The organism is Saccharothrix ecbatanensis (genome assembly GCF_014205015.1).
Lineage (GTDB): Bacteria > Actinomycetota > Actinomycetes > Mycobacteriales > Pseudonocardiaceae > Actinosynnema > Actinosynnema ecbatanense.
This window is the reverse complement of sequence record NZ_JACHMO010000001.1, coordinates 61,862-84,809: the sequence shown is the minus strand read 5'-3', so window position 1 is coordinate 84,809 and position 22,948 is coordinate 61,862. Positions and strand designations below refer to the sequence as shown.

The window sequence follows — 22,948 nt, the reverse complement described above, 5'->3', positions numbered from 1 at the left end:
CATGTCACGAGCACTGACGAAGCTGGGCGCGCTGGTCGCGGCCGTGGCTTTGCTGTTCACAACCTGGTCGGTCACGACCGACCGGCGGGCCGAGGCGCTGGAGCCGTTCACCGGCTACCTGATGGCGCACTTCACCGGCGAGCACTCGAACGGCGAGCAGATCTACCTCGCGCACAGCCGCGACGGTCTGCGTTGGACCGATCTGAACAACGGCGCGCCCGTGCTGCTGTCCACCGTGGGAACGCGAGGTGTGCGCGACCCCGCGCTCCTCCGCTCCCCCGCGGGCGACCGGTACTGGATCATCGCCACCGACCTGCGCATCGCGTCCGGCACGTCGTGGTCCGACGCCGCCAACCGCGGCAGCACGTCACTGGTCGTCTGGGAGTCCACCGACCTGGTCAACTGGTCCGCCCCGCGCCTGCTGAACGTGGCCGCGGGCATCTCGGGCGCGGGCGACGCCTGGGCGCCGGAAGCCATCTACGACCCCGCGTCCGGCGACTACGTCGTCTACTGGGCCACCAACGCCACGCTGAACGGCGTCAAGAAGCACCGCATCTACTACGTGCGCACCCGCGACTTCCGCTCGTTCACCTCCCCCGTCCTCTACATCGACCGGGGCGCAGGCCAGGGCATCATCGACACCCAGATCATCGAGTCGCCCGGCAGCGTCGGCGGCTACCGCTTCTACCGCGCCTCCGCCGACGGCCACATCACGATCGAGGGCAGCAACTCGGTCCTGGGCTCGTGGACCACCATCGGCAACCTGTCGCACATGGGCATCTCCAACGGCACCGGCGGCGGCAACGTCGTCGAGGGTCCGATGTGGATGCAGTTCAACGGCCGCAACGAGTGGGCGCTCTGGCTGGACCAGTACGCCACCAGCCGCGGCTACATGCCGATCACGTCGACGAACCTCGGCAGCACCCGCAACTTCCAGACCGTCACGGGTTACAACCTCGGCGTCGCGCGCAAGCGCCACGGCTCGATCCTCAACCTCACCGGGGCCGAGGAGAGCCGCGTGCTGGCCAAGTGGGGCACCACCGCGCCGTTCAACCGCATCCAGTCCTACAACTTCCAGGACCGCTACGTGCGGCACGCCGACCACGACGTGCGCATCGACTCGAACGTCAGCCCCGCCCAGGACGCCCAGTTCCGCGTCGTCGCCGGTCTGGCCGGCTCGGGCACGGTCTCCTTCCAGTCGGTCAACTACCCCGGCTACTACCTGCGGCACAGCAATTACGACTTCGTCCTGGCAGCCGATGACGGCAGCGCGACGTTCAAGGCCGACTCCACCTTCCGCCAAGTGGCCGGGCTGGCCTCGTCGTCGTGGTCGTCGTTCCAGTCCTACAACTTCCCCGACCGCTACATCCGTCACTACGCGTACCAGCTCCGACTGGACCCGATCACCAACGCCACCGAACGCGCCGACGCGACCTTCCGACTGACGAGCTGAACCCGCACCCCGGCAACCAGGTCCGGCGATACGACCGGCAGTACCGACAGCCTCTCTCCGGGCCGATGAAGAAGGAACTCATCGGCCCGGAGCGGTTTGGCGCGCCTTCCAACGCCTTCCTCCTCCCTTCACCTCCCTGGAGCGTTCTCGTGTCCCCTTCGCTCAGCCGACGTGCTCTGTTGCAGGCCGCGGGCGCGACCGCCGTTGCCACCGCCCTTCCCGTCGCTGTCGGCGCCGGCAGTGCCTTGGCCGCCGTGGTGCCGCCCGTGCGCGGTGACACCGGCGTCTCGGCGTTCGCGTTCGACCTCGGCCAAGTGCGCCTGACCGCGAGCCGCTGGCTGGACAACCAGAACCGCACGCTGACCTACCTGCGGTTCGTGGACGTCAACCGGCTGCTTTACAACTTCCGCGCCAACCACCGGTTGTCCACCGGCGGTGCGGCGGCGCTGGGCGGGTGGGAAGCGCCGAACTTCGAGTTCCGCACCCACAGCCAAGGGCACTTCCTGACCGCGTGGGCGCAGGCGTGGGCGGTGCTGGAGGACACCGTCTGCCGTGACAAGGCGAACCACATGGTGGCGGAGTTGGCCAAGTGCCAGGCGAACAACGCCGCGGCCGGGTTCAACGCCGGTTACCTGTCCGGGTTCCCGGAGTCCGACTTCAACACGGTCGAGCAGGGCACGCGCAAGGGCGTGCCGTACTACTGCCTGCACAAGACCCTGGCGGGTCTGCTGGACGTGTGGCGGCTGATCGGCAACACGCAGGCGCGCGACGTGCTGCTGCGGTTCGCGGGTTGGGTGGACTGGCGCACGGCCAGGCTGTCGTACAGCCAGATGCAGATCACGCTGCGCACCGAGTTCGGCGGCATGAACGAGGTCCTGGCCGACCTGTACCAGCAGACCGGCGACGCGCGGTGGCTCACGGTGGCGCAGCGGTTCGACCACGCCGCCGTCTTCGACCCGTTGGCGGCGGGCCAGGACCGGCTCGACGGGCTGCACGCCAACACCCAGGTGCCCAAGTGGGTCGGCGCGGCGCGTGAGTACAAGGCCACCGGCACCACCCGTTACCGCGACATCGCCACCAACGCGTGGAACATCACCGTGTCCGCCCACACCTACGCCATCGGCGGCAACAGCCAGGCCGAGCACTTCCGCGCGCCCGGCGCCATCGCCCGGTACCTGCTGCCCGACACGGCGGAGGCGTGCAACACCTACAACATGCTCAAGCTGACCCGCGAGCTGTGGCAGCTGCAACCGGACAACGCCGCCTACTTCGACTACTACGAGCAGGCGTTGCTCAACCACCTCATCGGCCAGCAGAACCCCGCCTCCGCCCACGGCCACGTCTGCTACTTCACCGCGCTCAACCCGGGTGGACGCCGCGGCCAGGCCGGTCCCGTGGTCGGCGGCGGCAGCTTCAGCACCGACTACGGCACGTTCTGGTGCTGCCAGGGCACGGGCATCGAGACCAACACCAAGCTGATGGACTCGATCTACTTCCACAACGGCGCCACGCTGACGGTGAACCTGTTCCTGCCGTCGGTGCTGAACTGGTCGCAACGCGGGATCACGGTCACCCAGACCACCACCTACCCGGCGAGCGACACCACCGCCCTCACCGTCACCGGCAACGCGGCCGGTTCGTGGACCATGCGCGTCCGCATCCCTTCCTGGACCGAGGGCGCGGCGATCAGCGTCAACGGCGTCGCGCAGAGCATCACCACCACGCCCGGCAGCTACGCGTCCCTCACCCGGAACTGGGCGCCCGGCGACACCGTCACCGTCCGCCTGCCCATGCGGGTCGTCATGCGGGCGGCCAACGACGACCCCGGCGTCTCCGCGGTCACCTACGGCCCGGTCGTGCTGTCGGGCAACTACGGCAACACCGCGTTCAACACCCTGCCCACCCTCGACCCCGCGTCGATCACCCGCACCAGCACCACCGCGCTGGCGTTCACCGCGGTCGCCAACGGCTCCAGGGTGAACCTCGGACCGTTCTACGACGCCCACGGCCACAACTACACCGTCTACTGGCGCGCGGCCGGTCAAGGCGGCACGACCACCGCCGGTTACCGGCTGGTCAACGCCTCCAGCGGCCTGGTCCTCGGCGTGCAGGACATGTCCACCGCGGACGGCGGCGCGGCTGTTCAGTGGAACGACACCGGCACGCCGGACCACAACTGGGCGCTGATCGTCGACGGCTCGGCGGTGCGGTTCCGCAACGGCAACAGCGGCAAGGTGCTCGGCGTGCAGGACATGTCGACCGCCGACAATGCCCGCGTGCTCCAGTGGACCGACAACGGCACCGCTGACCACCGCTGGACCGTGCTGGACAACGGCGACGGCACGCACCGCATCCGTAACGCCAACAGCGCCAAGCTCCTGGGCATCCTCAACGGCTCCACGGCCGCCGGCGCGCAGGCCGTGCAGGATCCCGACAACGGCAGCGCGGACAACCGGTGGCGCTTCGTGCCCAATGGCGTCCGGCGCATCCAGAACCTCAACAGCGGTCTCGTGCTCGGCGTGCAGGACATGTCCACTGTGGATGGTGGCCTGGCCGTCCAGTGGGACGACAGCGGCACCGCCGACCACCTCTGGACCGCCGTGCCCGACACCGGGGGGTACCTCAAGCTGCGCAACTCGCACAGCGGCAAGGTCCTCGGAGTGGAGAACGCCGCGACCGCCAATGGCTCCCGTGTGCTCCAGTGGGCCGACAACGGAACGAACGACCACCGCTGGCGGCTCCGTTACGGCACGAACGGCTACTTCCGCATCCAGTGCGCCAACGGCGGTCGCGTCCTAGGCGTATCCGGCGCCTCGGCCACGCGCGGCGCACAGATCGTCATCTGGGACGACAACGGCACCAACGACCACCTCTGGCGCTTCATCTAAGGCGACCCGGCAGTGCCGGGTGCCGGTCGAGAACCGGCACCCGGCACTCGCGAGATGTGAAAGGCCGCATCATCCGCCACTTCCCTCCACACAACCAAACCCTCCAACTCGAACTCCTCCAGGAGGGCCGGCCGAATTTCATCCACCGGACGGCCGCTGTGGGTCTGGCGCACCTTCGCCACAGCCCGATCAAACTTCGTCAGATGCTCTTGGACAAGCGGCATGTCCTTGTCATACCCAGCCGGGTCAACCACCCGTGCATCACCACCAATCGCTCTCTCGACATCGTCCCGTCGGCCGGCGTGAGGTGCCTGCCGGGCTTGAACTCGCAGCTCAGGCCCTGATGGCGGGTTCGGGTCGGTGGACGCCGCGCGGGCGGTAGCGCAGGGTGTCGGCGAGGCCCAGCAGGTCGGCGAGCAGCCAGATCACAGCCAGCCACATCTCGGTGCCCTGCAAACCCGGCGCCGTGGCGGGAAGGCCGGTGGTCGTCGGGTGCGGCGCCTGGAAGCCGAAGCCGGCGCCGTCGGTCCAGTGGCCGAGCGCGTCGGTGAGCAGGCGGCGTGCGACCTCCAGGACCTCGTCGGCGCGGTGCCCGGTGTGGCGGGTCAGCCAGAGCGGGTGGGCGACGTCGAGGACGTTGCAGGCGTTCTGCCTCTCGGTCCGGAAGAAGCGGGCGTCGCGGACGTGCTCCAGGACCGTGTCCACGACCCGTTCCGGGTGGGGCACGGGCAGGCCGAATTGGGCGAACGTGCCGCGCGAGGCGCGGTAGAAGCCGTTGACGACCTGGAGCAGGCCGTCGTCGGACGCCGGTCGGCCCCACGTTCCGGTGCGGGGGTCCACGGTGGTGACCAGCCAGCCGAAGAGGGCTTCGGTCGCGCCGGGGGTGCCGAGGTCACCGCGCCGCCGGTTCCAGTGCAGCGCGGTGCCGAGGGCGTCCACCCAGGCGCCGGCGGACCAGGCGTTGGTGGTCCACGGCTGCCGCGCCAGCCCGGCGACCACGTCTTCGGCGCTCGCGCGGGCCGCGACGTGGATCGGCTCGGGAAATCCGCTGCCCAGCAGGTCCAGCGCATAGCCGACGGACAGGACGTGATAGGCGGCGTCCGGGTCGGACAGGCCGTCGCGGGCACGCTCGACGGTGCCGTCCGGTCGGAGCGCGCCGACCAGGCCGGTCTCCGGGTCCTGCCAGCCGCGCAACCGGTCGACCTGGGCTTGGGCGGGCAGCTGGTCGGGCGCACGGCCGAGCAGCAGGTCGGCGATCTCGATCGCGTCGCACTGGGCGCGGACGGTCGGCGCGGCCCCTGGTCGGTCGGCGAACAGACCGACGCCGGGGTCCCAGGACCGCGCCAGCACCTGGTGCGCCTGGGCGTGGACGGTCTCGGTGAACGCGGTGAGCGCACCCACGAGGTCGTCCGACCGCGGAGCGAGCGCGGGCACGCGCCAACGCAGCACCCTGGCCGGGTTGCCCCCGACGATCGCGCCGGCCGGGACGTCCTTGGTGACCACGGCGCCGGCGGCGATCACGGACCGGTCGCCGACCGCCACCCCGTCCAGGACGACGACGTGCGAGCCGATCCAGACGTCGTCGCCGATGGTGATGCCGAGCGAGCGGAGGGGCTGCCGGAACACCTCGGTGTCGGGATCCTCGGCGGTGTGGTTGAAACCGAGGATCGAGGTGTGCGCGCCGATGCGCACGGCGTTGCCCAGGCGGATGTCGCCGCGCACCACCGTGTACGCGTTGATCGTGCAGTCACGCCCGGCGCGCAGCGACCCGCTCAGGTAGCCGCCCGCGGCGACGTAGCTGCCGTGGCCGAGGCGGAACTCCTCGTTCTGCACGGAGGCCAGTTCGGACAGGAAGCAGCGCTCGCCGATCTCGTAACCGCGGTGCCGGACGAGGTCCTGCTGGACGTCGAGCTGGCGCTGCCTCGCCCGCTCGTCGGCCTCGTCCCAAAAGGACCAAGGGGAGTAGTCGAAGTGGTTGCGGTCGAACGGCCGGCCCTCGGCGGCCGGGATTTCAATCACGATCGAATACCCCTGGTCGTCGGCGGGACGGTGTCGAACGAGTCGTCGAACCGGCCGATCCGCCGGAGCGACTGACCGGACCGGCCCGCGGTGGAGGCGCGAGCTCATGGAATGCGCTTTCCTGCCTTCATGTCAAGGGCCTGCGTGTTCGACCTGCCGGTCCTGCCCTGACACCAACCCCATCCGAAACATTTCGCCGAGGCTGTTGACAGCGGCACGGCGGCGTTCGTACGGTCTACCTCAGCAGCGTTGGCGCTCGAACATCATAGGCGCCAATGGAATCGGACGATGACCGAAGCCGCCGCACGACCTGACGGCCGAGGTGTCCACTGGCTGGATAGCGCTTTCCACGGTATTGTCAGGCCAATTGAATCGTTTCACATCCGGCCTGGTGCCATCCTCGCGGCGTTGCTGGCCGCGGGATGCGCCTCGCCACTTCTGGGAGCGTTCCCAGACTCTGCGACGGAGGAGCAACGGTGCTCACCAATCTTGTTCAGAGTGCAAGCTATTGCCGTGACGACCTCACGACGCACGGACCGTCAGATCGGCTGGTAACGCCGCACGGTGTCCGCACCGTCTTCTAGCGCTCGGTCGGTCGGCCCGGATTCCCCGCCGACCCCGCCACCGGTCTGTGCTCCACAACCCCGATGTCATCCGACTTACCTGTTGGAGAGGTCCGTCATGCCCTTAAACAGAAAGCGCGCCGCACTGCTCGCTGCCGGCGTCGCCTTGACCGTCGCCGGGAGCGGCGTAGTCATCTCCCCGGCTTCGGCGGCTCCGACCCGTTACGAGGCGGAAAGCTCGCCGGCCACCTGCGCCGGAGCCATCGAGTCCAACCACGCCGGCTACTCCGGCAGCGGGTTCTGCAACGCGGACAACGCGGTCGGCGCGGCAGCGCAGTTCACCGTCACGGCATCCGCGGCGGGCTCCGCGACCATCGCCATCCGCTACGCCAATGGCGCTACCGCAAACCGACCCGCGGACGTGCTGGTCAACGGTGCGGTCGCCCACTCGGGCACCGCGTTCGACCCGACCGGCGCCTGGACCACGTGGGTCACGAAGACGCTCACCGTCCCGGTGAACGCCGGCACGAACACGATCCGGTTGAGCCCGACCACCGCGGCCGGCCTGGCGAACGTCGACTACCTCGAGATCGACGCCGCCGGCGACCCGCCCACCGGCAAGCAGATGGAGGACCTCGACCGCGGCCTGGTCAGCGTGCGCTCCGGGACCGGCAACCTGGTCTCGTGGCGGCTGCTCGGGACCGAGCCGACCTCCACCGGGTTCAACGTCTACCGGGGCGCGACGAAGCTGAACGCCTCCCCGATCACCAACTCCACCAACTACCTGGACTCCGGCGCGGCAGGGGACGCGTCGTACACGGTCCGCGCGGTCGTGGGCGGGGTGGAACAGGCGCCGTCCGAGGCGTCACTGCGCTTCTCCGGCGGCAACTACCTCGACGTGCCGATCTCCCGGCCGGGAAGCACCTACTCCGCCGGCGACGCGAGCGTCGGTGACGCGGACGGTGACGGCCAGTACGAGATCTTCCTCAAGTGGGACCCCAGTGACCAGAAGGACAACTCCCAGTCCGGTCACACCAGCAACGTCTACATCGACGCCTACAAGCTCAACGGACAGCGGCTGTGGCGCGTCAACCTGGGCCGCAACATCCGCGCCGGCGCGCACTACACCCAGTTCCAGGTGTACGACTACGACGGTGACGGTCGGGCCGAGATGGCGGTCAAGACGGGCGACGGCTCGGTGTCCGGCACGGGTCAGGTGATCGGCAACGGCAGCGCCGACCACCGCAACTCCGGCGGTTACATCATCACCGGACCCGAGTACCTGACCGTGTTCAACGGGCTCACCGGCGCCGCCATGTCCACGGTGCCCTTCGACCCCGCCCGCGGCAACATCTGCGACTGGGGCGACTGCAACGGCAACCGGGGCGACCGGTTCCTGGCCGGCACCGCGTACCTGGACGGACAGCGTCCCAGCATCATCATGGGCCGCGGCTACTACGCGAAGAGCACCATCGCGGCGTGGGACTTCCGCAACGGGCAGCTCACCCGGCGCTGGAAGTTCGACTCCGGCTCCGCGGGCAGCCAGTGGACCGGTCGCGGCGCCCACTCGCTGTCCATCGCCGACGTCGACGGCAACGGCACCGACGAGATCATCTACGGCGGCATGACCATCAACTCCAACGGCACCGGGCGGTACACCACCAACTTCTACGCCCACGGTGACGCGCTGCACGTCGGTGATTTCATCCCCAGCCGCCCAGGCAAGGAAATCTGGATGATCCACGAGCAGAGCTCCGGAGCCGCCGCGACCCTGCGGGACGGCAACAGCGGCGCCACGATCATGCAGAAGAACAACACCTGCAGCTGCGAGGGTCCCGCTCGCGGCGCGGCCGGCGACGTGCACGCCGGGAACGCCGGCGCCGAGTTCTGGGGCAGGGGCACCGGGCTGACCAGCCTGTTCAACGGCTCCGGCGGCAACGTCGGGCGTTCACCGGGCAGCGCGAACTTCCTCGCCTGGTGGGACGCCGACCCGGTGCGGGAACTGCTGGACGGCAACCACGTCGACAAGTACGGCACCGGCGGTGACACCCGCCTGCTCACCGGCACCGGGGCGCACTCCATCAACGGCACCAAGTCGACCCCGTCGCTCTCCGGCGACCTGTTCGGCGACTGGCGCGAGGAAGTCATCCTGCCGCGCGACGACAACGCCGCGCTGCGCATCTACGCCACGTCGACGCAGACCGACCGGCGGATCCACACCCTCATGCACGACTCCCAGTACCGCGTGGCCATCGCGTGGCAGAACACCGCCTACAACCAGCCGCCCCACCCGAGCTTCTTCCTCGGCGGCGGCATGAGCACCCCACCCCAACCGAACATCTACGTCCGCTAAACCCGATCCGTGGGCGGGCCGGCTCAGTCAACCGGCCCGCCCACGGATCCGTCGTCGGCAACGTGGCCATGGCCACGGGGACATGATCGTGAGCCGTAGCGTTACGACTGTTGTCTGGTGTTGCGGCACAAGGCCGCCGTGCTGCGTCATTTCAGTCCGTCGTAATACCCAGGGGCAGCGACAAGCACCGACTCGAAATACCATCCCTCAGGCTCTTCGGCGCTGTCCGACCGGAACGGTCGCCCGAGGGCCAGCAGCAGGTCGGGCGCGACCACGCGGACCCCATCGTCCTCGACCTCCAGACGCGTGACCTCTGAAAGACGCCGAATCACCTCGTCGGCGGGGGTGCCGAACACCTCGATGTCCCGGAAGACGACGGTGACGTCGCGCTCGGGCCGGTAAAGCTCAATGGCCTTCACCCGGCCGTCCCGGTCAGGGCCGAGCGAGATGGTCAGCTCGGACTCGTAATGCGCGAATCCCGGCGGGCTGTTGCGTCCCGGACTCGGCGGTCGGTGCCCGTCGAGGGAGCGCAGAAGTTCGACGCCCTCGACGAACGGCATTCCGACCCTCAACGGCCCCACACCTCGCGGTGGGTCGATCACCAGATCCACGTGGCTCCTCCTGCCTGATGTCGTCACCACAGCGTCAGCTGCGCGTGCACCGAGGTGGCTCTGCGTCCGGTCACGTGGTGGGGCGCCGGGGTCGTCTAAGCAGCAGGTAACCGGCCAGGGCGAGTGCGATCAGCACGAGCGGCCCGTAGGCGAGGTAGCGCCCGACTGCGGTCAGCGAGGCGGAGAAGCCGTAGCCGAGCAGGACGCAGCCCGCACCCCAGATCACCGCGCCGGCTACGTTCCAGGGCAGAAAAGTACGCAAATACGGCATGCGGACCACGCCGGCCATGCCCGGGGTGAGTGCGCGCAAGAGGGCGGTGAACCGACCCAGCAACACCGCTTTGCCGCCATGGCGGTGCAGGAACCCTTCGGCTCGCCGCCAGCGGTCCTCACCGACCCAACGGCCCACGCGGGAGGCACGCAGACCGGGGCCGAGTCGGCGGCCGACCTCGTAGCCCACGCTGTCGCCGAGGACGGCCGAGCCGACCGCGATCGCGACCATCGGCCACAGTCCGATCCAGCCCTGGTGGGCCGCGAACCCGGCCACGAGCAACGCGATCTCGCCGGGCAGCACTAGGCCGACCATGACCGCCGCCTCAGCGAACGCCAGGCCACCGGCGATGAGGTAGAACCAGGCGCCGACCTGCCCACCGATCCGCTGAAGGAACTCGAGCAAAGCGCACGCCCCTTCCTCTCACCACCCGTGACAGGGTCGGCCTCCGCTCGCCGTGGATCCCGTCGCGCGACGCGCTCCATTGTGCGGGAGGCCGTTCCGCGCCGCATCGCCATTGAGACGAGGCGGACCGGCGCCTCAGCTGAGGACGTTGACGGCGCGGGCGATCACCAGGGCGACGGTCACCAGCGACACGGCGGATTGCAGCATCATCGTGAGCTTCGCCCACCGGGACAGCGGCAACACGTCGGTCGGGCTGAACGCGGTCGCGTTGGTGAACGACAGGTACAGGTAGTCCACCAGGCGCGGTTCCCAGTCCGCCGGCGCCAGCGACTTCTCGGTCATCTGCGCGAACTCGAAGTCGGGCAGGTCCCGGCGTCCGGCCGACCGCGCGGCCGGTCCCCCGCGGTCGAGTTCCCAGTACCACAGCGCGAACACGAACACGTTGGTCAGCCAGACCGCCGCTCCCGAGCGCAGCAACTCGGTCGCGTTCGGCGCGCCCGGCCCGCTGATCAGCCAGTCGACCAGCAAGGCGACGGACCAGGCGTTGGCGGCGCTGATGACCGCGATCAGACCGAGACCGACCACCCGCAGCGACGCCGACTCCCGGCTGATCCGACCCGGATCGGCGATCACCAGCACGGCGAAGAGCAGCAGCGCCAACCCGGCCAACGGCCACCGCGCAGGTCCGACCAGATGAGCGGGAAGGCTCGCGTGAAGTGCCACGGTCGCCACGACCGTCACGGCGGCCGGCCACCGGTGCTCGCCAGGCGTCGGCCGCCGCCACGCCGGCGAGGACTCCCCTACCGCGTCCACCACGGCATCACGGCCACCTGATACCTCCACGGACGAAAGCGCGCACCACGAGGATGTCCGACGATGCCACCGACCGCCTGGACCCGCCACCGATCAACCGGTTGCCTTCTTCAGCAATGCCTTGATCGCGAACACGTCGTTGTAGTTGAAGTGGCCGCCCATGGTGTCGTTGTAGGCGGCGTTCGTGGTGAAGTAGCTCATGTTCACCGCTGTCCGGTCGTTGACCAGCTCCACGCGGTACTCGCGGCCGGCGGTGAGGTGGGCGTCCACGAACGTCGAGTGGTTCACCCGGGACCAGGACCCGGTGTTGGGCATCGCGATCGGGCGTTCCGTGACGACCGCGCCGGAGGCGTCCTCCACCACCCGCAGCAGCTTGATGCCGCCGCCCACCCCGGTGTTGATCGGCTTGCCGACCGCCGCGTCGGCTTGCAGCAGGTAGTCACCGGTCACGGTGGGCCGGATGCGGGCGGTGAGCCGGTCGCCGGGCGCGTTGCCCCAGTTCGCGTAGTACGTGCCGTTGGCGTTGGCGGATCGGTAGCCGCCCACCGCCTCGAAACCGTCGCCGGCGACCTTGAGGACGCGGTCGTAGCCAGGTCCCCAGTAGCAGTTCGGCTGCGCGTGCTGCGACGTGTTGCCGCTGGAGGTGTAGGTGAGGCGGACGCTGTAGCAGTACGAGTCCGTCCCCAGCCCCGCCGAACCGCCGTCCGTCCAGGTGCTCGTGACCGGAACACCCTGCGCGATCACCGAACCGTCACGCAGGACGTCCATGGTGACCCGCGCGGGGTCCTCGCCGGCCGCGTCGACTCCCAGCCGGACCCGGCCGTCCACAACGGACACGTCACGGACCGCCGGTGTCCTCGGGCCGTACAGCGCCTCCTTGGCCGAGGTGTCCACCGGCACGGGCGCGGCCGTGGACGACGTCGGCGGGTCGAGCTGGACGACCAACGTCGACTCGCCGCTGCCCAGCATGCTCTCGGTGATGGCCGTGCCCGCCGGGATCTGCCTGCCGTTCAGGGTCGACGAGCGCACGACGTACGCGCCCTGCCTGATCGATGTCTGCGGGAACCGGAGTTCCACGTTCAGCGTCCGGCCCCGGTAGCGCAGGTTGTGCAGGACGGCTCGGTCACTGCCCGCGAAGTGCTCCACGCGCAGTTGCGCGGGCACGAACGGCGCGACGCGCAGCCCGTCCGGACGGGCATCGACGCCGAACACGCTCTGCTGCACCATCGACATCATCCCGGCGACGCTCCACAGCTGCCGATCGGAGTTGATTTCCGTGTCGGTGCCGCCGGTGAGGAGGTTGAGGTTCTCCTTGTTGGTCCCGAACAACGCGGCGCCGCGCACGAGCGATCGGGCCTGGGCGGTGGCGACGCCGTCGTTGCCCACCTTGGCAGCCGCACGCATCAGGTAGGCGGTGGCGAAGGGCCAGATACCGTTGTTGTGGTACGCGGGGATGTCCTGCTGCTGTGGCCAGATCACCGCCGGTCCGTGGGGGGTCATCGGGTAGTTCCGCACGGCCTGGGCGGCCTGGTCCGCGGTCGCGACACCGGTCAGCACGGCGAGCGACGTCGCCAGGGCGTCGTAGCGGCGCACCGGGGCGGTGTCCAGCTCGGTGGTGAGCATCTGGGAGAACTGCCCCTGCCGCGGCAGCCAGAACCGGGTGCGGATGGCGGTGGCCAGGCTGTCGGCCCAGCCCCGGTACTTCGCGGCGGCGCCGTGGTCTCCCGCACCCGACGCAAGCCGGGCCGCCGCGTCGAGCGCCGACCAGTGCACGACGTTCGTCGACAGGGCTCGGGAGGTCGCGATGGGCGCGACGTCGTCCTTCGTCCACGCCGGGTAGGACTGCTCGCGCCAGTCCAGGAAGGACTGTTCACCGAGGTACAGGCCGTCGGTCGGGTCGTAGACGACCTTGCGGTCGTACTCGACGGTGTTGCGGATCGCGTCGAACGCCTTGGTGGCGAAGGACTGCCGCTCGCCGTCGGGCAGCCAGTCGAGGATCTCGCTCGCGCCCAGCGCCCACACCACCCGGTCGGTCGAGTTCGGGTGGCTGCCACCGGTGCCGGTGTCCTGGATGATCTGGGTGTCGCCCGAGCCGTCACGGCGGTCGCTGAGCTTGAACAGCAGCGTGTCGCGCATCCGCGCCGGATCGACGGCGGCCAGCCCGAGGTCGGCGGAGTAGGACACGTCGCGGGTCCAGACGTAGGTCCAGCTCTTGCCGGTGATGTAGCAGCCGCCGGGGCACGGGGTCGGGTTGCCGAAGTTGTAGGAGCCGTCGCTGACCTGGTCGGTCTTGTTCAGCTCCGCGTCGTCGTGGGCCATCGCGTACAGGCCGTCGAGCATCGCGGAACCGGTGCGCAGCACGGGTGTGCCCGGCAGCTCGCGGAAGAGCCGCTCACCGGTGATCGAGCTGACGAGCCGGTAGGTGCGCAGGCACTGGGCGTCGACGGCGATCACGCTCAGCGTGGCCGAGCCGGTGGCGTCCTGGAAGCGGCCGGGGGCCGGGAGCGAGCAGTCGGAGCCCGCGTGGGCGGTCGGAGCGGCGGTGACCCCGACGGAACCGGCGAGCAGGGCCAAGACTGTCAGGAGAGGTCGAAAACCTGTGCGGCGGCGCATGTGCACTCCACTCTGAGTGTCGACCGTCTTACCCACGAAATTGTATGGGCCGGCAACAAAGTGGCGCAACTGTTCTCTGACCAGCGGTAACGTCGCCCGCTGGGCTAATCGGGTGTCACGGTTGACCGCCGCCTGCCTCGCCCCGGAGTTCCGCGGCGTGTCCACACAGGATGGTGCTGGTGGTCGCGTCCGACCGTTACCCGGGACGGACGCCGGGGGCACGACGGCGACGCGCCCCACGTGCCTCTAGCAGGTGGAGTCGGTCTGGGTGAGCAGCGCGAGCCGCCACGGCAGGGTGCTGTAGCTGCCGGTGTCGACGGACGGGTCACGGCCTTGGTAGAGGTACTGCATCCGACACGGGTTGATGGTCGACATCTGGTCGTAGCCGTTGCGGATCATCTCGCCGTGGCTGATGTCGTTGGTCCAGGCGGTGCCGTTGGCGAAAGTCACGTTGGCGCTGCCGGCGAAGGGATTGGTCTGCGTGTCGGCCAGTGGCGTCCACGCGCCGTTGATCGCCGTCGTGGTCCAGGACCGGAAGTAGCGGCGGCCACCGGAGCCGATCGCCTCGACGATCAGCAGGTACTGCTGTGCGCCGGAGATCTTGTAGACGTTGGCGGCCTCCCACAACGCGTACTTGTTGCTGTCCTGGAGGGCGATGACGGGTTGGCTCATCCCGCGCGGGAAGTTGGCCATGCTCGTCTGCGACCGGTAGAGGTGGCCGTTGTCGTCCGAGGAGAACAGGTAGCAGTTCACCGAGCCGCAGATGACCCACATGTCGACCCAGTGGCCGTTGCCGATGTTGTCCCGGATGATCTGCGGCATGCCGCCGTAGAAGCCCTTGGGGGCGGTCCACCCGGCGGGGTTGGCGATGTCGGGGTTGGTGGAGTACGAGGCGTCGTTGCCGGTCTGGTAGACCAGGTACCACAGGCGCTGCGGCGAGTAGTAGAAGATCTGCGGCGCCGCCTTGTAGCCGCCGCCGATGGGCGTGCGGTCCAGGAAGTGGTGCGTCGCCGAGCCCGCCCGCGACCAGTCGGTGAAGTTCAGGTACACCATGCCGTAGCCGCCGGTCGAGCTCGTGACCGTCGCGAACACGTGGTACCTGCCGTTGTGGAACACCACCGACGGGTCCTTGATCGCGGACAGCCTGTGGGTGGAGTCGTTTTTCGGCGCGATGATCGGCCCGCTCGAACTCCAGCGGAACCTGCTGGGCAGGCTACCGACCTCGAAGCCGGACTCGGTGTCGGGTGAGGCGGTTGCGGTCGACGCGGACGCGGCGGTGTTCAACCCCACGACCAAGCCGACCACGGAGAGCAGGACCGCCAGTACGGCCTGCCGACGTCGCCAGAGCGAAAGTTTCACAGTTCCTCCTCCAGCGGCGGCGAGGGGTCTGAGCGGATGAATTGAGCGAGAGTCGTCAACCCGCGACGAAGGTCCTGATGCTGCGGGCCGGCAGTTGGGAGTCGAAGGAGCCGTTCGACGTCGTGATGGTCCTGTCTTGCGCGAGGGTGCGTGTCGCGGTGGTGACCCAGGTCGGAATCGTCGCGGAAACGACGCCGCGGATGGTGAACGGCTGGTACACCGCCGATGCGTTCTTGTTGATGGCGACGATGACGATCTTGGTCCCACTCTTGAACGCCGTGATGTAGACGTTCGACTGCGGGTTCGCGGTCGCGGTGATCCGGGAGTAGCCGGGGCGGACCCACTTCGAGAAGTGGGCCATGTTGGCGCCGCGCTTGCTGATCTGCCCGTCCTCGCGCATCGGGCCGTACGAACGGCGGATGTACCACCACACATAGGTTTGGAACCGGCCGTAGACCAACGCGCGGTGGATGTGCTCGCCCACGTCGAGCGCCTGCGGCCAGAGGTCGGCCGAGTCGGAGCTGTTCGGGTGGTAGACCTCGGTCATCCACAGCTCCTTGCCGCCGCCCTTCTCGCGGAAGAGCGGGTAGGGGAAGTCTTCGTGCCTTGTGCCGTAGAGGTGGGCGCCGATGATGTCCACATTCGCCAACGCGGCGGCGTCGTTGAGGATGGGGTCCGAGGTGCTCTTGCGGTACTGGAACGACTCGGGCGCGATGACCCTGGTGTTGATCGAACCGGCGTTCTCGCGCAGGAACCTCACCATCTCGCCGGGGGTCCACGCCGTCCAGTCGTGCGCGTAGTCCGGCTCGTTCTGCACCGAGATCCCGTACAGGTTCACCCCGTTGTTCCTCATGAACGTGGAGAAGTCGTTCAGGTGCTGCGCATACGCGCCGTACGAGTTGTAGCGCAGCCGCTTGCCCCCGGAGAAGGTCTCGGACATCGAAGCCGGCGGGTTCCACGGCGAGGCGAAGACCTTGGCCCCGAGCTCACCGGCGCGCTTGGCCGTGGCGACCTCGCGGCTCCAGTTGGCGCGGTCCTCGGGAACGGGAATGCGCAGCACGGTGAAGCCCAGCTGCCCCGCGCCGTTGCCGAAGGCCGTCTCGCGCTGGCCGGCGGTGAGATCGCCGATCCAGCCCGGGTGGTTCATGCCGCCGAAGCCGAGGATCGTCTGCTGCACGATCGACGGTTCGACGACCACCCTGGTCGCCGCCGAGGCTGATGGCGTCACCGCCAGCACCGGCAGCGCGGCGCCTGCCGCCAGCAATGACCGCCGCCTCAGCAGCCGCGAACCTGAGTCCTCGGACCGGTCTCCACGTGGTGCCATGGTTTCTCCACAAGGTTGATCTCGTATGAGTTGATCTCGTATGAGGTTGGCTGCCGTGGCGGCGGGGTGGTCCGGGTGTGGCGGTCAGCCGATCACCCACTGCTGGTTGGCCGCGCCGGTGCAGGTCCACTGCCGGACCTCGGAGCCGGGGGTCGTGCCCCAGGCGTAGTTGTCGAGGCAGAGGTTGCTGTACCGGTTGACCAGGGTGGTGGTGCCGTTGGTGGTGGTCAGCCGCCACTGCTGCACGGAAAAGCCGTTGCAGGTCCACTGCTGGACCACCGAACCCGCGGTGGTTGCCCAGTCCTTGTTGTCCAGGCACAGGCCACTGTGGACGTTGGCGATCCGGTAGTAGCCGTTGTCGGTCGGCGTGAGGGACCAGTCCTGCACCGCCAGCCCGTTGCACGTCCACTGCCGCACCTCCGCACCCGGTGTGGTGACGGCGTTGTAGTCGTCCAGGCAGAGGTTGCTGTGCTGGTTGCGGATGCGCACGCGCGTGCCGGACCCGCCGGTCTCACCCGAAGGCCCCGCGAGGACCGTGGAGGTGGAGACGGGAACTCCCAGGTTCGGTGTGCCGTCGGCGTTCCAGGAAATCTTCTGCACGCGGGTGGTTCGACTCGTGCCGCAGCCCTGGGACGCCGAGGAGTTGGCGTGGTAGGCGATCCAGATCTCCGTGCCGTCCGGCGAGGTGAAGAACGAGTGGTGGCCCGGACCGTAGACGCCCGCGGCGTTGTTGCGCTGGAAGATCGGGTTGGCGTGCTTCGTCCAGGAGCTCTGCGCCAACGGGTCGCCGCCGCGGTACTCCAGCATGCCCAGCTTGTAGTCGGCGGTGCCGCAGTAGCTGGCCGAGTAGGTCAGGAACGTGCGACCGTCCCGTTGCAGGGCGAACGACCCCTCGTTGACCGGTTGCCCCTGCCGCTCCCACGCCAGCGTCGGCGCCGAGATCCGGGTACCGAAGGCCGACACCGTGGTCGGACTGCTCATCGGCGCGATGTAGATCGACTGGAGCCCGTCCGCGTGGAACGCCGAGTAGTGGAAGTACAGGGCGCCGTTGAGCTTGAGCACCGCGCCGTCGATCGCCCAACCGTTGTTCGGCATGAGGTTGAGCACGCCGCGGTAGGTGTACGGGCCCGCCGGGTCGTTCGCGGCGCTCTCCAGCACGTGCGTGCGGCGCGACCCGTACCCTGCCCGCGGCTCGACCGAGTAGTAGATGTACCAACGGTTGTTGATCTGCTCCAGGTGAGGCGCCCACATCGTGCAGCAGCCCTCGTTCTGCGAGGCGCGGAAGATCGTCTGCTCCGGCGCGCTGCGCAGCCCGGCGATGGTGGCGGATCGCCGCATCAGGATGTCGGAGGTCCAGGTGGTGGCCACGTAGTAGTACTGGCCGTTGTACTGCACCAACGTCGGATCGGCGCTGTTGGGAGCCGGCACGACGGGGTTGGTGAACGAAGGGCCGGGCGCTGCGTCTGCGCGGTCCTGGCCCACCGTGATCACGGACAGGGCGACGACGAGCGCGGCGACGAACGACAGGGCTCGCTGGCTCGCACCGCGCCGGTGGACGAGCATCATGACCACTCCTGATGACGGGAACGGATGAGGTTCGGACGACCTGCGGCGAGCCGGCCGAGTCTTGAACGGAGGGTGGGACCGCCCTCGGAGTCGTGCCCTGCGCGGCGTTCGTTCTGTTAGCGCTAACAACGTGGCTCGAGCGGTAAATAGGACCAGCAGTTAAAACGTTTTTACGCCTCTGGCTCAGAGTAGAGGATCGTCAGCCTCTGTCAACAGTCCATCCGCCTGCAACCCTTGCGACCGCTGGATCTTGACATGCAGCTGGCCTACCTGGTTTCCGGTTCACCAGCAGTAAACGTTTACACGAAGTCGCCCGCCCCAGCCGCACGTGAGGTGACCTTGCCGGAGGATGTGTCAGAAGGGTGGCGGTGGCGGCCGGCCGCCGGTCAGTCGGGCCGCCCGGACCCGTGCTCCAGTTGGGCCTCCCCCTGACCACCCGGATCTGACACGCCTGATCCCGCACACGGGCATGGTCTGGAAGCCGCCGCTGCCACACCATGCCCGTCCCCGTTGCGGACGCGGATCGCGCACCGATCAGGTTTTCGTGCCGCGCCCGTCTGTATGTGTGAGATCGACTCACGGAAGGCTGGCACGATGCGGAAACTGATCTTCGGCATGAACGTGACCCTGGACGGCTACATCGCCGCGCCCGGCGACGACATCGGCTGGGGCGGGCCGCCGAGCGACGAGCTGTTCCAGTGGTGGCTCGACCAGGAGCGGGCTCACGGCCTGTCGCTGTACGGGCGCAAGCTGTGGGAGACGATGAGCTCCTACTGGCCGACCGGCGACCAGCAGCCCGACGCCACCCCGGCGGAGATCGAGTTCGCGCGGAACTGGCGGGACACGCCGAAGGTGGTGTTCTCCTCGACGATCGACGAGGTCGACTGGAACACCCGCCTGGTCACCGGCGACGCGGTCGCCGAGATCACCCGGCTCAAGGCCGAGGACGGCGGCCCGATGGGCATCGGCGGCGCGACGCTCGCCGGGTCGGCCATGCGGGCCGGGCTGATCGACGAGTACGCCCTGGCCACCTACCCGGTCGTGGTGGGCGGCGGCACGCCGTTCTTCACGGCGCTGGACAGCTGGGTGAACCTGAACCTCGTGGAGACGCGGACGTTCCCCGGCGGCGTGGTGCTGACCCGGTACGAGACGAGGCGATGAGCACAGGCCACATGCCCGGCTCGTGACGCCGGCTCCAGCCCCGCCGGTAACGCCGGCGGGGCGGTGGTGTTCGCGTCGGTGTTCAGGCGGTCAGGGCGCTCACAGTGTCGGGGGCAGGTCCAGCCATGGTTTGCCGGCGGCGTCGAATCCGGTGAGCTCGGCGATCTTCCCGTCGACGATGTGCAGGACCGCGATGGCGAACAGCCGGTACTCCGGGTCGTCGGGTGTGCGGAGGTACAGCACGGCGGCAGGCATGCGGTTGACCGTCGTGGCGACACCGCGCCAGTCGTCGTGGCCGCGCTGGAAGAGCCCGCCGGAGACCCAGCCGTCCACCGCGTCCTTGGCCGTCATGACCGAGGTGCCCAACTCGGGCAGCATCGCGAAGCGCAGCTCGTGGCGCAGCAGGGACGTCAGCCCGTCGAGGTCGTTGCGCTCATGGGCGTCGATGTACGACCTCACCACTCCGCGCTCGTCATTCGTCAGCTCGTGGGTGGCGGGGCTCCGCCAGTCGAGGCGGCGGTCGGGCAGCTGCTCGCGCATCGTCACGCGCGCCCGTTGCAGTGCGCTGGTCACCGATGCGACGGTCAGCTCGAGGGCGTCGGCGGCCTTCGACGCCGGCCAGCCGAGGACGTCGCGCAGGATGAGCACCGCCCGCTGCCGCGGCGGCAGGTACTGGACGGCGACGACGAACGCCAGCTCGATCGTCTCCCGCGCCACCACCGATTCCTGCGGGTCCTCGGGGAGCATCCGGTCGGGGTACGGCTGGAGGTACAGCGCCTCGGAGCCGGAGTCCGACAGCTCGGACGGCACGGGTGTGCGGTCGTTGCGCTTCTCCAGGAAGTCGAGGCAGGCGTTCGTCGCGATCCGGTACAGCCAGGTCCGCAGCGCGGCGTGCCCCTTGAACGACTCCCGCTTGTTCCACGCTCGCAGGAACGTCTCCTGCGTCATGTCCTGGGCGTCCTCGTAGTTCGCGAGCATCCGGTAGCAGTGCACCTGGAGCTCGCGCCGGTGGCGCTCCGTGATGAGCGCGAACCGCGCCGGATCGCCCGAGCGGACCGCCGCGATGAACGTGGCCTCGTCGGCGCCCAGCGGTCTTGCGTCGGTCATGGTCGTCAATCCTTCCACCGGTGCGAGAGGGCTACCAGAACTGACGACGTGGCGGAGGATTTCTGATCGGCGAAGCCGCTGACACCGGGCCGTTCGTCAGGGCGGAACGGCCGGGCCCCGGCCGGCGTCTCGTCCATGACCCAAGCGCCCTGCACGGGTGGCGGCGTGCACAGGCGAACCCTCACCGTGTCCGGCTGGTCGACTCGTGCGATCAGCCGTGTCGGGCGCTGCGCCGGGAGGTCCCCGCCCGACCGCATGGCGTGGACTGGGCGCCATGTCGATCACCTGAAGCGGTGGACTTCCGGTCGATGCGAGAGTCTTGCCGATCAACCCATGTCTCTGATAGATATATCTGGCAGAGAGGAGCGTGATGGCGAGAGCGAGTCAGACCGAGATCGCCGTGCTGGGCGGGTTGAGCATCCAGCCGATGACGGGATACGCGCTGAGGGAAGCGATCCGGGACGTGTTGGGACATTTCTGGAGCGAGAGCTACGGCCAGATCTATCCCACCCTGGCCAACCTCGAACAACAGGGGTTCGTGCGCCGACAGGACGCGGCTCGGGCCCGTGCGTCGACGTTCGCGATCACACCAGCGGGAATCCGCCACCTGGAGGAGTTGCTGGCGCAGCCGGTACAGGCCACGCCACCACGCAACGGACTGTTGCTGCGACTGTACTTCGGCCGTCATCTCGGCCCCGCCGCTTGCCGGACGCTGGTCCAGGCAACGTTGACCGAAGCACAGGAAGCGCTGGAGCGGTACGCGCGGATTCGCTCGGAGATCGACGGCCAGGACAGCGAGGACCGCGACTACTGGCTGCTCACCGTCTCCGCGGGAGAACATTCCGCCCGCGCCGCGCGGGAATGGGCCCACGAAGCACTGTCCATTCTCGCCGAACTCGACGACACAGCCGAAACACGACGAGGGAGAACCTCATGACGACAACGTCCACTCACCGACTGAGACGGGCCGCCGCCGCTGCCGGAACAGGCTTCGCTGTGGTGTCGGCGTTCCAAGCACTGTTGGCTGCCGGAGTCCCGCTGGGCCGGGCAGCGTACGGCGGCGCGTCGGCCGAACTGCCCGACACCCTGCGGATGGCCAGCGGGGTCGCCACCGCGTTCTGGCTCGTGGCCGCAGCGGTGGTGCTGCGGCGAGGTGGCTACCGCGTGCGGTGGATACCGGAACAAATCGCCAAGGTCGGCACGTGGGCGTTGGTCGGGCTGCTCACGGCGGGAACACTGATGAACCTGGCCTCGCCCAGCCCGTGGGAACGTTTCGGCTGGGCGCCGATCATCGCAGCACTGGCCGCACTGTGCCTGACCGTCGCACGAGGGCAACGCCAAGCCGCCCACTGACATCCTCGTCCGTGGCGCCCCGGGCAATGCCCGACAGCACGGGACGCTCCCCCTGCACTCCACATCCATGTGCTTGAGCAAATAGCTCCGTGTCGTTTCGGCCGGTTCGGGCCTAGGTTCGGGCGGTGGCGAACGAACTGACGATTCCGGCCCTGCCCTGTCCTTCCATCGACGAAATCGCGTCGTTCTACGAGATGCTCGGCTTCGAGGTGACCTATCGGCAGACGCGGCCGAACCCGTACCTGGCGGTGCGGCGGGAAGACATCAACCTGCACTTCTTCGGCATGGACGACTACGACCCGGCGCAGTCCTACAGCACGTGCATCGTCGTCGTGCCGGACATCCACGCGTTGTTCGAGGAGTTCGCGGCGGCCATGCGCAAGACGCACGGGAAGCTGCTCATCTCCGGCATCCCGCGGATGACCCGACCCCGGCTGCGCAACGACCGCTACACCGGATTCGCGGTCGTCGATCCGGGTGGCAACTGGATCCGGATCACCAGGGCGCAGGCGGAACCCGAGGCCACGACCCGGTTGGCCAAGGCCATGGAGAACGCCGCGCGCATGGCCGACTCGCACGGTGACGACCGCCAGGGGTTGAAGATCATGGAAGGCGCGCTGAAGAAAGCGGTTGGCGACGAGCCGGAGTTCCAGGCGGCCACCGAGTACCGGGACGAGCTGGTCGAACGGATCAGGGGGTCTGCGCCGCGTCCAGGCGCTTGAGGCCTTGGGGTTGTAGTCGTCCCCGCCATCGGATACGCCGTCTGGATCCGCATCCGACACCCCGACCCACATACGGCCACAACAACCGCAACCACGTCCACACAGGACAAGCAGTTTTCACGGCATCGAGCTCTGCAGCTGAGCCAAGGCGAACCGCCCTCCGTGCGCCTAAGCAACGCGAGATCAGCGGTAGTTGGTGCGCCCCAGAGTCATAACCACGACGCACTGTCGTCGGCAGAAGCGGCCGGTAGCCAGGCAGCTATTAGCGGTCACTACCGCCAATAGGCCTGTTGACATGGCCAGAGCGGGCAAACCACACTCGTTGCGTTAACGCTAACATCACCCGCGACGTAGCGAGGACCGCATG

The 22,948-nt window shown here is 68.6% G+C and carries 15 protein-coding genes and 1 pseudogene; 7 read left to right on the top strand and 9 right to left on the bottom strand.

Annotated features, from left to right (window positions below; translation table 11 throughout):
• The first annotated feature begins 1 nt into the window (after window position 1).
• Entirely contained in the window at window positions 2-1,453 is a 1,452-nt protein-coding gene (locus tag F4560_RS00330) for a glycoside hydrolase family 43 protein (protein ID WP_184914566.1), read from the top strand.
• Between the two features lie 149 nt (window positions 1,454-1,602).
• Window positions 1,603-4,341 (top strand): beta-L-arabinofuranosidase domain-containing protein, encoded by a 2,739-nt coding sequence (locus F4560_RS00325; RefSeq protein WP_312867901.1) that lies wholly within the window; start codon window positions 1,603-1,605, stop codon window positions 4,339-4,341.
• A 1,434-nt stretch (window positions 4,342-5,775) separates the two neighbouring features.
• On the opposite strand, the pseudogene F4560_RS46435 reads toward F4560_RS00325, so the two are convergent.
• Window positions 5,776-5,931, bottom strand: a pseudogene (locus F4560_RS46435) (DapH/DapD/GlmU-related protein); the annotation flags it as partial.
• Window positions 5,932-7,041: 1,110 nt separating this feature from the next.
• On the opposite strand from F4560_RS46435, the gene F4560_RS00315 reads away from it, so the two are divergent.
• Window positions 7,042-9,276 carry a rhamnogalacturonan lyase family protein gene (locus F4560_RS00315; protein WP_184914558.1) on the top strand — a complete coding sequence of 745 codons (2,235 nt, stop codon included), beginning with the start codon at window positions 7,042-7,044 and terminating at the stop codon, window positions 9,274-9,276.
• A 146-nt stretch (window positions 9,277-9,422) separates the two neighbouring features.
• Here F4560_RS00315 and F4560_RS00310 read toward each other — a convergent pair whose 3' ends face one another.
• The 7 genes from F4560_RS00310 to F4560_RS00280 all read right to left on the bottom strand — a co-directional run bounded on the left by F4560_RS00310 (window position 9,423) and on the right by F4560_RS00280 (window position 18,238).
• On the bottom strand, window positions 9,423-9,887 hold the full coding sequence (locus F4560_RS00310; RefSeq protein ID WP_184914556.1) for a hypothetical protein: 465 nt from the start codon (window positions 9,885-9,887) through the stop codon (window positions 9,423-9,425).
• Between the two features lie 70 nt (window positions 9,888-9,957).
• Window positions 9,958-10,563: a DedA family protein gene (locus F4560_RS00305; protein WP_184914554.1), complete on the bottom strand. Its 606-nt coding sequence runs from the start codon at window positions 10,561-10,563 to the stop codon at window positions 9,958-9,960.
• A gap of 135 nt (window positions 10,564-10,698) precedes the next feature.
• Window positions 10,699-11,406: a DUF1345 domain-containing protein gene (locus F4560_RS00300; RefSeq protein ID WP_221483271.1), complete on the bottom strand. Its 708-nt coding sequence runs from the start codon at window positions 11,404-11,406 to the stop codon at window positions 10,699-10,701.
• Between the two features lie 63 nt (window positions 11,407-11,469).
• The gene (locus tag F4560_RS00295) at window positions 11,470-13,950 is read right to left on the bottom strand and encodes an MGH1-like glycoside hydrolase domain-containing protein (protein ID WP_184914552.1); all 2,481 of its coding nucleotides are present in this window, start codon (window positions 13,948-13,950) and stop codon (window positions 11,470-11,472) included.
• Between the two features lie 285 nt (window positions 13,951-14,235).
• Window positions 14,236-15,348 (bottom strand): glycoside hydrolase family 62 protein, encoded by a 1,113-nt coding sequence (locus F4560_RS00290; protein WP_312867892.1) that lies wholly within the window; start codon window positions 15,346-15,348, stop codon window positions 14,236-14,238.
• Between the two features lie 55 nt (window positions 15,349-15,403).
• Entirely contained in the window at window positions 15,404-16,672 is a 1,269-nt protein-coding gene (gene xynC, locus F4560_RS00285) for a glucuronoarabinoxylan endo-1,4-beta-xylanase XynC (RefSeq protein WP_184914550.1), read from the bottom strand.
• A gap of 84 nt (window positions 16,673-16,756) precedes the next feature.
• Complete coding sequence (locus F4560_RS00280) at window positions 16,757-18,238, bottom strand: family 43 glycosylhydrolase (protein ID WP_184914548.1); 1,482 nt, start codon at window positions 18,236-18,238, stop codon at window positions 16,757-16,759.
• Window positions 18,239-18,832: 594 nt separating this feature from the next.
• Between F4560_RS00280 and F4560_RS00275 the strand changes: the two genes are divergently transcribed.
• Window positions 18,833-19,399 (top strand): dihydrofolate reductase family protein, encoded by a 567-nt coding sequence (locus F4560_RS00275; RefSeq protein ID WP_184914546.1) that lies wholly within the window; start codon window positions 18,833-18,835, stop codon window positions 19,397-19,399.
• Window positions 19,400-19,498: 99 nt separating this feature from the next.
• Here the strand turns inward: F4560_RS00275 and F4560_RS00270 are convergent, their stop codons facing one another.
• Window positions 19,499-20,506: an RNA polymerase subunit sigma-70 gene (locus F4560_RS00270; protein ID WP_184914543.1), complete on the bottom strand. Its 1,008-nt coding sequence runs from the start codon at window positions 20,504-20,506 to the stop codon at window positions 19,499-19,501.
• A gap of 370 nt (window positions 20,507-20,876) precedes the next feature.
• Here F4560_RS00270 and F4560_RS00265 point away from each other — a divergent pair, with 370 nt between their 5' ends.
• The 3 genes from F4560_RS00265 to F4560_RS00255 all read left to right on the top strand — a co-directional run bounded on the left by F4560_RS00265 (window position 20,877) and on the right by F4560_RS00255 (window position 22,581).
• Window positions 20,877-21,443 (top strand): PadR family transcriptional regulator, encoded by a 567-nt coding sequence (locus F4560_RS00265; protein ID WP_184928800.1) that lies wholly within the window; start codon window positions 20,877-20,879, stop codon window positions 21,441-21,443.
• Window positions 21,440-21,859 carry a hypothetical protein gene (locus F4560_RS00260; protein WP_184914540.1) on the top strand — a complete coding sequence of 140 codons (420 nt, stop codon included), beginning with the start codon at window positions 21,440-21,442 and terminating at the stop codon, window positions 21,857-21,859. The genes F4560_RS00265 and F4560_RS00260 overlap by 4 nt, the downstream gene beginning before the upstream one ends.
• A gap of 125 nt (window positions 21,860-21,984) precedes the next feature.
• A complete protein-coding gene (locus F4560_RS00255) occupies window positions 21,985-22,581 on the top strand; it encodes a bleomycin resistance protein (protein WP_184914538.1) in 597 nt (198 codons plus the stop codon).
• The last annotated feature ends 367 nt before the right edge of the window (window positions 22,582-22,948 follow it).